Source organism: uncultured Anaerobiospirillum sp. (genome assembly GCF_902485895.1).
GTDB lineage: Bacteria > Pseudomonadota > Gammaproteobacteria > Enterobacterales > Succinivibrionaceae > Anaerobiospirillum > Anaerobiospirillum succiniciproducens.
The window spans coordinates 25,864-38,300 of sequence record NZ_CABTML010000123.1 but is presented as its reverse complement, the minus strand read 5'-3'; the positions used below and the strand labels follow the sequence as shown (position 1 = coordinate 38,300).

General features: G+C 44.2%; 10 protein-coding genes. 2 read left to right on the top strand and 8 right to left on the bottom strand.

Annotation, left to right across the window (positions count from 1 at the left end; translation table 11 throughout):
- Nucleotides 1-233 precede the first annotated feature (233 nt).
- A complete protein-coding gene (locus RDO37_RS10470; protein WP_308499042.1) occupies nucleotides 234-701 on the top strand; it encodes a rhodanese-like domain-containing protein in 468 nt (155 codons plus the stop codon).
- A gap of 153 nt (nucleotides 702-854) precedes the next feature.
- On the opposite strand, the gene RDO37_RS10465 is transcribed toward RDO37_RS10470, so the two are convergent.
- The 5 genes from RDO37_RS10465 to RDO37_RS10445 all read right to left on the bottom strand — a co-directional run bounded on the left by RDO37_RS10465 (nucleotide 855) and on the right by RDO37_RS10445 (nucleotide 7,126).
- The gene (locus RDO37_RS10465) at nucleotides 855-2,879 is read right to left on the bottom strand and encodes a HAMP domain-containing sensor histidine kinase (RefSeq protein ID WP_308499041.1); all 2,025 of its coding nucleotides are present in this window, start codon (nucleotides 2,877-2,879) and stop codon (nucleotides 855-857) included.
- Between the two features lie 119 nt (nucleotides 2,880-2,998).
- The gene (locus tag RDO37_RS10460) at nucleotides 2,999-3,712 is read right to left on the bottom strand and encodes a response regulator transcription factor (RefSeq protein WP_027940149.1); all 714 of its coding nucleotides are present in this window, start codon (nucleotides 3,710-3,712) and stop codon (nucleotides 2,999-3,001) included.
- Nucleotides 3,713-3,994: 282 nt separating this feature from the next.
- Nucleotides 3,995-4,588 carry a YqiA/YcfP family alpha/beta fold hydrolase gene (locus RDO37_RS10455; protein ID WP_308499040.1) on the bottom strand — a complete coding sequence of 198 codons (594 nt, stop codon included), beginning with the start codon at nucleotides 4,586-4,588 and terminating at the stop codon, nucleotides 3,995-3,997.
- A 403-nt stretch (nucleotides 4,589-4,991) separates the two neighbouring features.
- Nucleotides 4,992-5,816 carry a 3',5'-cyclic-AMP phosphodiesterase gene (gene cpdA, locus RDO37_RS10450; RefSeq protein WP_027940147.1) on the bottom strand — a complete coding sequence of 275 codons (825 nt, stop codon included), beginning with the start codon at nucleotides 5,814-5,816 and terminating at the stop codon, nucleotides 4,992-4,994.
- 611 nt (nucleotides 5,817-6,427) lie between these two features.
- Nucleotides 6,428-7,126 (bottom strand): NUDIX domain-containing protein, encoded by a 699-nt coding sequence (locus RDO37_RS10445; RefSeq protein WP_308499039.1) that lies wholly within the window; start codon nucleotides 7,124-7,126, stop codon nucleotides 6,428-6,430.
- A 770-nt stretch (nucleotides 7,127-7,896) separates the two neighbouring features.
- Here RDO37_RS10445 and RDO37_RS10440 point away from each other — a divergent pair.
- Nucleotides 7,897-9,249 carry an amidohydrolase family protein gene (locus RDO37_RS10440; RefSeq protein ID WP_308499038.1) on the top strand — a complete coding sequence of 451 codons (1,353 nt, stop codon included), beginning with the start codon at nucleotides 7,897-7,899 and terminating at the stop codon, nucleotides 9,247-9,249.
- 214 nt (nucleotides 9,250-9,463) lie between these two features.
- Here RDO37_RS10440 and trpS read toward each other — a convergent pair whose 3' ends face one another.
- The 3 genes from trpS to rpe form a co-directional block, all read right to left on the bottom strand.
- Complete coding sequence (gene trpS, locus RDO37_RS10435; RefSeq protein WP_273323826.1) at nucleotides 9,464-10,465, bottom strand: tryptophan--tRNA ligase; 1,002 nt, start codon at nucleotides 10,463-10,465, stop codon at nucleotides 9,464-9,466.
- Nucleotides 10,466-10,610: 145 nt separating this feature from the next.
- Complete coding sequence (locus RDO37_RS10430; RefSeq protein ID WP_308499037.1) at nucleotides 10,611-11,315, bottom strand: HAD-IA family hydrolase; 705 nt, start codon at nucleotides 11,313-11,315, stop codon at nucleotides 10,611-10,613.
- Between the two features lie 260 nt (nucleotides 11,316-11,575).
- Nucleotides 11,576-12,244: a ribulose-phosphate 3-epimerase gene (gene rpe / locus RDO37_RS10425; RefSeq protein WP_044122017.1), complete on the bottom strand. Its 669-nt coding sequence runs from the start codon at nucleotides 12,242-12,244 to the stop codon at nucleotides 11,576-11,578.
- Nucleotides 12,245-12,437 lie beyond the last annotated feature (193 nt).

The window sequence follows — 12,437 nt, the reverse complement described above, 5'->3', positions numbered from 1 at the left end:
TTGAGCGCAGAACGTTACCATTACATACTTAAAATACATACTATTCGAGCATCCTGTTTTCATATTGAATGCGATTAATAGGCTGTTTCTTAATTACTTAGGCAACTCCCCAATGTCAGTATATTCAAAAATTTTTGTGTGTTGCAGCTATGATGGTCTATATTACTTTGCTATGACCCGTTCGATGTTTATCTGCACTAGCTTCACACAATAGATTTTTAGGACTTGTTCTCATGAAAAGGCTATTACAAGTATTTACTATCGGAGCAGCTTTAATGTTTCCATCTTTCACCGCAATTGCCAGCGATGATCTTCTTTCAGGTTTTTCATTTGACAAATCACCAGCTGACCTAAAGCAGAACAAGGCTAACGCTATCATTGAAAAGGGCGCAGCAATTGTTATTGACGTGCGTACTCCTGAAGAATATGCACAAGGACATATTGTAGGCGCATACAACATCCCATTAGATGGCCTGCTTGATGATGAGAAGCTGCCATTACTTAAAGAAAATGACACCCCAGTACTGCTCTACTGCCGCTCTGGTCGTCGCTCTGGTCTTGCCATGTACCACATGTCAAACGCTGGCTATAAGAAAGTCTTCAACATGGGTGGTGTAATTACTTGGGAATATGGCCTTACCTCTGAGCCAACTCAAAAGAGCTTTGAGCAAGCTATCAAGGACATCAAGCCATTAGACTAGTCTCAAGCTAGCTTTGATGCTTATCTAAAAGCTAAAAAAGCCGCTCTGGTCATACCACAGCGGCTTTTTTAGTGCCAACTCAAATGGCTAGGCTACAAACTCAATACCCAAACGCTACGCTATTGCTAGCGATCATAGAGCGCTACGCATTTGCTAGCGCTTTTTAACGTTGGATAGCAGCAGACGCTCCTTGTCGACTACCTTGTTACTGTCATCATTTAAAGGCGGCAGTATCACAGAGGCAATCAGTCCATGTGGTGTAGCATTCTTAAAGCTCAGCTTGGCGTTGATTGAGTCAGCGCTTGCCTTAACAATGGCAAGACCTAAGCCTGTACCAACCTGCTCTGAGCGATCACCATGCACACGATAGAAAGGCTCTAATATATGCTCCATTTGCTCTGGTGGAATACCAGGGCCGTCATCTTGCACAATGAGCTCTAATCTACCGTCACTTAAGCAGTTAGCCATCATATCGATACGACCACCTTCAGGGGTGTACTTGATAGCATTAGACAAGAGGTTGGACATAATGCGAGTCAAACGCATTCTATCTGTCACAATCTTATAGTGCGCCTCGCCCTCAACTCCTAAGTCAATGAACTTACGATCGGCTAGCACTTCTTGCTCATCAATTAACTTTAAGTACAGCTCAAAGACATCGATAGTCTCATGCACTAAGGTGTTCTTATTTTGTTCACGCGCTAATGTGAGCAAGGCTGTCATGAGCTCACGCTCACGTGAGATACCCTCTTTTAAACGCTCCACTTTTGCTCTAGCACTTGGTGAGAGATCTTCTTTTTCCAAAGACTCTGCTTGCAGTGATAAGGCAGTCAGCGGAGTACGCATCTCATGGGCCGCATCAGCAATAAAGCGACGTTTGGACTGAATACCCTCATCAACCTTACTAAAGAGCTTATTTAACGCCAAAATAAAACCATCAAGCTCAGATGGCACAAAGCCTTTGTGGTTATCTGGAATGATTGGACTTAAATCATCCTCGCTACGGCGATAGAGCAGTCGTGCAATCTTATTAAGCGTAATAAACATCATCTTTACTGAGATGATGAGCAGCGGAATGAAGACTAAGTTAATGCCCAAGAACTGATAGATAGAGTTCATCAGGGCCTGTTTTGTAATGGTATCAATCGAACTTAATGGACGAGCTACCACAAAGCGCTGACCAGAGGAGTTTGTTGAAATGAAGGCACGCACGCGCTGATCTGCAACTAACAGAGTATAGAAGCCGTCATTAGCGCCTGATGGGATATAAAGTGCATCACCAGGACGACCGAATAGTGGCGCGATGATAATGTCGTACTTAAAACGATGTAAGTCTGAAATCGATGGTAAGAACTCATCATCCTGACCACGAGCACCCATGCCATCATTACGTGGTCTTACATTTTTACCATCGGCTGCGGCACCATCTTTATAGTATTGCTCACGAATATATGGTCTACCGCTAGTTGAGTACTCAATAGTAATCTGACGGCCATTACTCATCATGCGCAGCACACGCTCATGATTGCGTCTTGGTGCTTCCCAACGACGTGGAATTATCATGCGATAGTTAATGGCAACAGATGCAATCTGCGAGAGTTCTTCGTCCACGAACTCTTGAGTAGTGTCATACACCCTCATATAGGACATAACGCCCATACAAGCAGTAGTAATCAAACCTACAATGGCGAAGATAACTGTGATTCTAAACTGCAGCGAACGAGTAAAGCCAAGACGACGTCTACGGCGGCGACGTGCTCTTTCACTTGCCTTACTATTCTCCTTGGAACTCTCTTTGCCGCTACTTACCCCATCTGCGGCACTAGAATTTGCACTTGCTACCTCTTGAGCTTGCTTGGCATCTGCATCTGCATCCGCTTTTGCATTCGCGTGAGCATTGGTAGCTGCAGTTGCGTCAGCATTTATTGCTACAGTTGCGTGAGCATTTGCTGCTGCAGCTGCGTGTGCAGTCAGGTCGGTTTTAGCATCTGCATTAGTAGCTGTAGTTGCATTCGAGTCTATATTAGTAGCTGCAACTGCAGCTGACTGTGTGTCTGCATCAGCTTTTGCATCAGTGCTTGCGTGTACGTGTGACGAAGCCTCCTCTGCTTTGGCCGCAGAGACTTCACTTGGGGTGTTTTCCAAAGAAGTTGGTTTCTTTTCGTCAGACTGATGCATGCAAAACAACCAATGTGGCGTGTAACTGCCTTGCCTTGTGGCTGGCAGCTATACAAAAGAGGGGTGTTATCAAAAGTTGCAAGAGAGTTAAAGCTGCAGCTTTAATGATGTGGTGTGAACTATTTGGCGTCTTTTTTCTCTGGATCAACCCAAGACTCAACCTTGTTCATCTTCCAACCTACACCGCGAATGTTCTTGATGTACTGAGCACCGATCTTACGACGCAGAGTGTAAATAATGTACTCAAGAGCGTTAGAGTCAATATCTTCATCCCAACCGTAGATACGGCTTTCGATCATGTCACGAGAGAGTACAGTACCTGCACGGGACATTAAAGCCTCACATAATGAGAACTCACGGCCAGTGAGAACCTCAACGCGCTCAGTACCATCGGCATTACGAATACGCATCTCATAGTTAAGCGGATTTAGAGTCAGGTCACCGTAAGTAATAGAGCCGTCAGCAGAGGCACTTTCACGACGACGAGTAGCAGCACGAATACGAGCCAGTAGCTCTGACATAGCAAAAGGCTTAACTAAATAATCGTCTGCACCCTTATCTAAACCTAACACACGGTCAGCCACATCATCACGTGCAGTTAAGATGATTACTGGAGTCTTGAGATTATTTTTACGCCAGTACTCTAACACCTGAATGCCATCTACCTTTGGCAGACCTAAATCTAAAAGGCAGCAGTCAAAGTCATCAGCAAAAGGAGCCTCAAGAGCATCCTGTCCATTACGCATCCAATCAACGGCATAAGCATCAGATGCTAAGTTATCCGCAACTGAACGACCGATCATCTCATCGTCTTCTACTAATAAAATGCGCATTGTCCTTTCCTTTTTGCTGACATTAATGATCGCATAAAGCGAAACTAAGGCTATTGTATGTTGCCATCCTTAGCTGATTCTTAGATATGCTACTCGACCTCATGAAACTCATGCCCATGTAAGAGCCCATCCTATGGCCTAGTTCAAGAGCATGCTCTCATGCTCTGCAAAGGCATCCATGAGAGCGTAGTGCTGACTAGTTAGCACGGCTTTGCTAGTGCGTGCAGTACTGACTAGTTAGCATGGTAATGCAAGTGATCCTGGTGCTGGTCGTGAGAGTGTCTAGCTTGCTGCGTAATCTAAGATTGGCTTGATGAGACTGGCAAAGTCATGAGTGAAGGCATGATCTTCACCCTTGATGATGTCGATATGACAGTCTTTATAAAGCTCGAGGGCAAAAGAATAATCCAAGACCTCGTCTTGATCACCAATGATGACATAAGTTTTCTTGGGCTCTACTTTAACTGAGGCATCTAAGCTTTTGAGTACATCAATCATCTCACTTTTTAGCTCAAAGTTACGATTGGTGCTGCTATTAAACTGCGGGCCAATCAGAGCCTTAAAGTAATTTTGAGGATGAACACATGGGTTTAAGAGTACTGCCTTGCAACCATGTCTTTGAGCCATGAGTGTACTAAAGAAGCCCCCCATGGAGCTGCCAATTAAACAGACATCATCACTTTTGTACTCTTCAAACACGCGATCAAAGTAGCCGCACAGATAGTTATAAGCCTCCTCAGGAGGATCAGGGTAATCAGGGCTATGCATATCAAAGCTTGCGCCTAAATTATGCTCTTTTAAATACTCTTTGAGCATGGTGGCCTTTACAGCATTTGGACCTGATAAAAAGCCATGAATATAAAATAAATGAGTCATGCCGCATCCTGCTTGTCACTAGCTTAGTACTAATAAACACATACTACTCTTATATCTTGCATATCTAAAGGGCAGCACAAAAGCGTTGCATGTTGGTGCGCACGGCTCTTTGATATAGCCTCTAGCTATACAGCTCTTTTGGATAACAGCTAGCTATCTGGATCTTTGATATAGCCGCTATCTATACAGCTCCTTTAGATAACATCTAACTATCTGGATCTTTGAGATAGCAGCTAACTATCAAGCTTTATAAAGGTACGAATTGCTTAAAAAGATATCTCAAGGGCCGGCATTATTGAGAGGATGGATGCCCAAATTGATGGTGCATGGCATGCATAACCAAGCTATAGAGCTAGCTTAGTACATGAGAGATAAGAGGTTTGGCATGAGCTTTAGCTTAAGCTTAATAGCCGGTGAAGCTAGTGTCAGGGATAAAGCGTCCCTCTGGCAGACGGAACACTTGAGTGTTGATGTTGCCTGAACGGTCAAATTGTAAGTAGCGCCAACCAGGGCCTTTCAGATCAAGCGCAAAATCATGAGAGTATGGCTCAAACTGAATGGAAGTTGATGGAGAGGCGATATAGCGGATGTTATTGAAGATTTGGTCGTACTCTTGATGGACGTGACCAGATAGCACGAGCTTAACCTGTGGGAAATTACAGATAAATGAGTTGAACTCATCTTGGTTGTGCATGGTCTGAGTATCGAGCCAGCGGCTGTTGACGTGACGTGGTAAGTGATGCACTACCACGACAGTATTTAAGTCAGGACGCTCTTCAATTCTATCGCGTAAATAGTTTAATTCGTGGCGCTCTACCCAACCGTGAGGCACAGAATAGACCTCAGAGTTTAAGAAAACGAATTGCCATTTATCTGCAATTAAGCAACGCTGAGTATTAACACCATAGTCACTTAGGATGCGATACATTAATGGACCGTCATCGTGATTGCCAGGCACAAAGAATACTGGGCGCTCTAGCACTGATACAGCATGAGCAAAACGTTGGTAGGAGCTGACAGAATAGTCTTGAGAGATATCACCTGACACAATGACACAGTCAAAGTGGAGGTTTTGATTGAGAATAGACTCTAATACCGCCTTGAATGATTGTGCGGTATGAACACCAAGTAAGGTACCTGATTCTTCAGCAAATAGATGTGGATCGGTAAGCTGCAATACACTCAGCTGCCCCTCCGCACTCTTTATTTGAAGATCATAAGTATCCATAAGGCACCACTACATAGACTCAACTCAAGTTGTATTCAACATAAGTCGCTTTGATGAGCACTACTGCTCAAGATAAGCACGCATAACATACCACTTAGGCATATTGAAGCTTTCGCCCGCAACTCCACAAAGCTCGCATACATTATGGGCACAGGCCATAACTATGCAGTATGTTATTCACAATTGACCTTTGAAACAGTGCAATAGATAACAGATTTTGCAGTCTAGAAAATCAAAGGCTAACTTTTTTGTAGATTTAAGTCCTTGGTCACACTCTTGAGTACTAAGAGCATAAGGTACTTAGCCTATCAAAGCGCTCTACTATACAGCATGGCAAAGTTAACTTGACTTGAGCAAATGTTAAAACATGGCCACACTCACACTTTTCAGTGTGCATAAGGCCTTAAACACAAAAGCTCTACGTATCTTTACTCAAACTAACTGTCAATGCATACCATCTATAATCAAAAAAGCTATGTTTCCTCTGGCTTTTCATTTGATACAAAATCATTAGCATTGAAACGTCTAAAATGAAGATACGGCTAAAAAGCGCTCACAAGCGCCCCTTTGCCAAAGTAACGGCTCTGAACGCTTTAGCTATTTGTACTTAACTACATGCCATCCATCATCTGAGGTGCCGAATGGCAATCTTGGTTTTGCTCACAGTCTTTTAAGAACTCTGCGCGAATCTCATCGTAGTAAATCTGTAAATGCTGCAAAGCTAAGAGGGCTGGAGCATTATTGATACGACCATTGCGGCAGCATTCAAAAGCATTCTTAACAGGAAGCTTGAATACACGAATATCTTCACCTTCACTATCTAAGCCGCCATGGGAGAGGAGGTGATTGGCACTAATGCGGCCAATATAGATAGTTACTTTCTCTGAACAACCGCCTGGGCTTGGGTAGACTGCATTTACATAATGCAGATCAGATGGCTTAACGATAAGACCTGATTCCTCTTGTAACTCACGTACAGCTGACTCAATCTCGCTCTCACCAAGATCAATCATGCCGGCTACGATCTCTATAAGCCATGGTGAGACTTTATCTTTAAGTGCACCAGGTCTGAACTGCTCAATCAGCACGACCTCTTGAGTAACTGGATCGAATGGCAAAATGGCTACAGCATCAGTACCGCGTTCAAAGATCTCACGATCGAAAATCTTGGTAGTTGCACCATTGAACTTCTTGTAAGAAACGCGATATAAATCCATAGCAAAATGCTTTTCAAACAGGCGCTTCTTCTCATGAATTACCACATCTTTAATCGTAAAACGTGGTTCTACCAGTTCGTCAAATCTGTCCATTACACTTAAATCTCACTACTGTATTGACCAAGCAAAACAAAAATTGAGCTTGGTTCTTCATGCTCATACCTGAACAAGCAGTCAAACATAGGAAACGAGCATATCCAACCTAATACAAGACTTTGCTTATCCATAAGACAAGCATCAAGGCTCTGTTATGTTGTGCCTCAGACAAAACCAACACACCAACTTTAGTTACACACTAAAACATAAATACGGCTCGTGATTACTTTGTGCATGAGAACAGCAACAATACATCAAATTACCACAAATCATGCCTAAAACGATGAAAAACAAGCCGATTTTGCATGATAAGCCCCAAAAAATAGTCACTCTACAAGTACAAGCTTACATCATTGGCAGCTTCGCCAATGCAAATAAAGCTTTGCAAGCCATTAACCTGCACACCTTAAAGTGCTCATGCTCAAAGGCAAAGCATCTTTCTAATGTCAGCATGCTGTATCTGCTAATAATGCCTAACTTGCTGCGTTTAACGGCAGCATGCAGTATTTGTTCAGCAATATCTTGCCAAGCTTGCTAGATAAAATTTGTTATAGATGCGGCGCTTTAGCCCCAAAGTCTAAGAATAGTGGTATAACATTATGATGAGCTCACAAGCTTGTAGCTAATTTTAGTTGCAGCAAGGCATAGCAGTTAAGTGAGATACTTAATTTGAGCCTAGCTTTAGCATAAGCAAAACATCATGAGACTTATTGAGGCTTGCCTCTTTTTGCTTGTGGTGTGTTTTATTCAAGATCGACGGAGGCCCCATGTCTAAGATTGCGTTGAAGAATGCTACTGTCATGTGTGAATCAGGCTTTAAACGAACTGAAGTTCTGATTGAAGATCGCTTAATTGCCAAGATAGATCCACAAGTAAATACCGACGGTGCTAAGGTCATCGACTGTCATGGCATGTTGGTGCTCCCAGGCCTTATTGATGCCCACGTTCACTTCAGACAGCCAGGTATGGAAAAGAAGGCTACCATCAAGACTGAGTCAGCAGCCGCTGCCTTAGGTGGTGTTACCTCCTTTATGGATATGCCTAATACCAATCCACCAACTGTCTCCATGGACGCTCTCAATGGCAAAAAGGATATTGCCAAGAAAGATAGCTACGTTAACTACGCTTTCTACTTAGGCGCAAGCGATAAGAATCTTGAGGAAGTAAAACGCGCTGATCCTCATGAGATCGCAGGTGTGAAGATCTACATGGGTTCAACTACTGGCGGCTTATTACTCGAAGGTGAGTCTGCCTTAGTTAAGATGTTCAAGGCATCTCCAACCTTAGTTGCCACCCACTGTGAAGACAACGCCATCATTAATGCCAATACAGCTTTAGCCAAAGAGATGTACGGTGATCATATTCCATTTAATATGCACCCAATCATCCGTAGCCGCGACTGCTGCATTAAGTCATCAGCACTGGCTATTGAGGCCGCAAAAGAGGCTGGTGCTAGATTGCATATTGCTCACTTAAGCACCGCTGAAGAAGTTGAGATGATGAGAGAGTTTGCTAGCGGCCCTCTGCACTCACGTCAGGTCACCGGTGAAGTATGTATTCCTCACATGTTCTTTAACGAGGGTGATTATGACCGCCTCAAGGGCTTCTTAAAGTGCAACCCATCCGTTAAATACGAGCGCGACCGTCGTGCTTTATTAGCAGGCTTAAGAAAAGGCTTAATCTCTACTATTGGTACTGACCACGCTCCTCACGAGTTAGCGGTTAAGACCTCAGAGAACTACCTCAATGTTGCCTCTGGTCTGCCATCAGTTCAGTACAGCTTAAGCGTCATCTTTGAGCTTTCTAAGCGCGGCGAGATTTCTCTTGAAGAGGGTATCAAGGCTGCAACTTGCAATGTTGCTGAGCGCTTTGGTATTGAAAAGCGCGGTACCATCAAGGAAGGCTACTACGCTGACTTAGTTGTATTTGACCCAGGTGAGAGCTTTATAGTAGAGCAAAAGGACATTGCATCCTTATGTGGCTGGTCACCAATGCTTGGTCAACGCTTCAAAGGCCGTGTCCGTGACACCATCGCCTCTGGCCGCTTAGTAGTTCAAGACTACGCTATTGCCTCCGAGCCAGGCGATGCTATGGCCATGCGCTTTAACGTCAACGACTAAGCTGAACGCAAAACGCAAGCGCAAAGCACTCCAAAGCACAAGAGCTTAAACTCTAGCGCCTTTGAGCAAATCGCGCCCAATTAATTGTCCTTGAAAAGAGTCATGCATGGTGCAAATTTTCAAGGGCATGATCTTAGGATATAAAAAAGCCACGCAGTATCATCAGATACCCGTGGCTTTTTTTGCTTTACGTAAGAAGAGCTCTTGCTCTGAACTACAATACGTAGTAGCCGATCTTCTCGTAAACTTCCTTTAAGGTCTTCTCAGCACGCTCGGAGGCACGCTCAGCGCCCTTCTTAAAGACCTCATGCATATAGGCCTCATCAGAGCGAATCTCATGGTAGCGCTTCTGAATAGGCTCGAGCATAGCAACTACAGCCTCGCCTACCTCTGCCTTGAAGTTACCGTACATGGAACCTTCAAAGTGAGCAACTAACTCAGGAATTTCCTTGCCAGTTGCAGCAGACATAAGCTCAAGTAAGTTAGATACACCTGGCTTATTCTCGCGATCAAACTTAATTGAAGGCGGATCCTCTGAGTCGGTAACAGCTGACTTAATCTTCTTTAAGATGGACTTAGGCTCTTCTAAGATACGGATAACGTTCTTAGGATTATCATCAGACTTAGACATCTTCTTAGTTGGGTCTTGCAGTGACATCACGCGAGCACCAGCCTTTGGAGTAAAGCCCTTAGGCATTACAAAAGTCTCACCGTAAATGCCATTGAAGCGCTCAGCGATGTCACGGGTCAGCTCAATGTGCTGCAGCTGATCGTCACCAACAGGAACTAAGTTTGCCTTGTACAGCAGAATGTCAGCAGCCATTAATACTGGGTAGTTGAACAGACCAGCTGTTACATTGTTAGAGTAACGCTTAGACTTGTCCTTGTACTGAGTCATACGGCTAAGCTCACCCACCTGGGTGTAGCAGTTTAAGATCCAGCCGAGCTTACAGTGAGCTGGAACGTGGGACTGCAGGAAGATAATTGACTTATCAGGATCAATGCCGCAAGCAAGGAAGATAGCTAAAGTGCTCATGGTATTTTCACGCAGCACCTTAGGATCCTGACGTACGGTAATGGCATGCTCATCTACTACGCAGTAGATACAGTCAGCCTTGTCCTGCATCGGAACCCAGTTACGCAGAGATCCGACGTAATTACCGATTGACAGTTCTCCTGAAGGCTGAATGCCCGAAAAGATAATATCCTTAGACATAGTAATAAAGTTCCTGATTTATCTGACGGTACATAACATCATACTGCCCCAATATCACGCCCCTTGTGGTCGCAATCTCTACCGTCAATGCAGTATGACTTAACGAAATCTGTGGGCACTTTATGCCCCAAAGTGCTGCTACTCTTTAAGAAGCGTCTGGCAGGCTCTTTATAAGCTCAGTAAGCTGTACAAATGAGTCAAACAGATAGTCTGGAGAGCAGTCTGTCTTGAGGTCGTAGCCACCATCATAGCCATAAGTAAAGGCAATGGTTGGCATGGAGGCATTTTCACCAGCACGCACGTCATTGATGGAATCACCTACCATAGCAGCGTCTTTTGCATCCACACCTAGCTTTTCAAGCACATAGTACAGTGGTGCTGGATTTGGCTTACGCTCTGAGAGCACTTCACCACCTAAAACCGCGCCCATGTACTTATCTAAACCCATGTACTTAATCAAAGGCTCAGCAAATACATGTGGCTTGTTGGTCACCACACCTAATTTGATGCCAATGCTATGAAAGTACGCAATGCCCTCTTTTACGCCTGCATATACCTCAAAGTTTTCATGTAAGCCTTCGGTATAGTACACCTCAAACAGAGCTTTTGCCTCTTTTAACTTGTCTTCAGGCACCTCATCGATAGTGATATCGTGACGGCCTAAAATGATGCGACCTAAGAGCATAGCCACACCATTACCAACATAAGAAGCCATCAGCTCAGCGCTTGGAGTATTTACTCCAAGCTTTTGGGCAACCTTGGATGCCGCAATCGATAACTGCGGCAGAGTGTGGGCTAAAGTTCCATCTAAATCAAAGAGCAAAGCCTTTGGTTTATGCGTCAATTGCATCTTCTTATTCCACATCTAACAGCACTACATCAAGCATACTATGCTTTTCGGCGCTTAAGTACATACAACAAAAGAGGCGCTATAGCCTAGTAATTAGCTTATGGCCTAGCCCTTTGCCTAAGGCTAGCTGGGCAAAAGGGGTCGGGACATAAAGGAGGCTGCAGCCCTATCTAAGAAAGGCCATAGCCTAGTGTTACATCTCAGGGCCACAGCGCGGCCTGACATAGACGCTCATAGCGTGACTTAGCGATGCCTATAATTTAGGCTAAGGCAGCACGCAGATCAGACATAGCCTTAGCAATGTCGTCTTTGCCAAATAATGCTGAGCCAACTACGAACATTTCAGCACCGGCATCAGCACAAGCACGAATGGTGTTTGGAGCAACACCGCCGTCTACTTCGATCTGAATATTAGCACCAGCAGCTGCAGCCATAGCCTTAACTTCCTTGATTTTTTCCATCATAGCAGGAATTAGCTTCTGACCACCAAAGCCTGGGTTAACGCTCATAACTAAAACGAAATCTAAGCGCTCCCATAAGTATCTTAATACTGAGGTATCGGTACCTGGGTTTAATACTAAGCCAGCCTTACAGCCCTGCTCACGAATGAAAGATAAGTAGCGATCAACGTGAGGAGTTGCCTCTGGGTGGAAAGAGATCATGGAGGCACCGGCCTTAGCATAATCGCCTAAAACCTTTTCATTGATTGGCTCAACCATTAAGTGCACATCTAAGATGGCATCGGTAAAGCGGGCACGGATCTGCTTTAACAGATCTGGACCGAAGGTAAGGTTCTGCACAAAGTGGTAGTCCATAACATCAAAGTGAATGATGTCAGTACCTACGTCTAAGGCCTTTTGAATGTCATTACCTAAGTCAAGTAAATCAGCAGACAGAATAGAGCCAGCGATGAGATGCTTCTTATCCATAATTCTCAAAATCTAAGTATTGAACACAGCAGTAACATCTAAATTACATAGATTGAAGATGATGCTGCTATAGAAAGTGGGTAAAGCCTAAGTTCTAGGCACTGTGAATAGGCAAAAGCCCCGATCGAATTAGGCATATATAAGCCTTTTTCGATCAGGGCTTTAAGTACAGTCAAACACGATGAGCTTTGTT

Bases quoted from the DNA above. Each gene is read 5' to 3' on its own strand.
- RDO37_RS10470 (WP_308499042.1), top strand. From the start codon at position 234: ATGAAAAGGCTATTACAAGTATTTACTATCGGAGCAGCTTTAATGTTT.
- RDO37_RS10465 (WP_308499041.1), bottom strand. From the start codon at position 2,879: ATGCATCAGTCTGACGAAAAGAAACCAACTTCTTTGGAAAACACCCCA.
- RDO37_RS10460 (WP_027940149.1), bottom strand. From the start codon at position 3,712: ATGCGCATTTTATTAGTAGAAGACGATGAGATGATCGGTCGTTCAGTT.
- RDO37_RS10455 (WP_308499040.1), bottom strand. From the start codon at position 4,588: ATGACTCATTTATTTTATATTCATGGCTTTTTATCAGGTCCAAATGCT.
- cpdA (WP_027940147.1), bottom strand. From the start codon at position 5,816: ATGGATACTTATGATCTTCAAATAAAGAGTGCGGAGGGGCAGCTGAGT.
- RDO37_RS10445 (WP_308499039.1), bottom strand. From the start codon at position 7,126: ATGGACAGATTTGACGAACTGGTAGAACCACGTTTTACGATTAAAGAT.
- RDO37_RS10440 (WP_308499038.1), top strand. From the start codon at position 7,897: ATGTCTAAGATTGCGTTGAAGAATGCTACTGTCATGTGTGAATCAGGC.
- trpS (WP_273323826.1), bottom strand. From the start codon at position 10,465: ATGTCTAAGGATATTATCTTTTCGGGCATTCAGCCTTCAGGAGAACTG.
- RDO37_RS10430 (WP_308499037.1), bottom strand. From the start codon at position 11,315: ATGCAATTGACGCATAAACCAAAGGCTTTGCTCTTTGATTTAGATGGA.
- rpe (WP_044122017.1), bottom strand. From the start codon at position 12,244: ATGGATAAGAAGCATCTCATCGCTGGCTCTATTCTGTCTGCTGATTTA.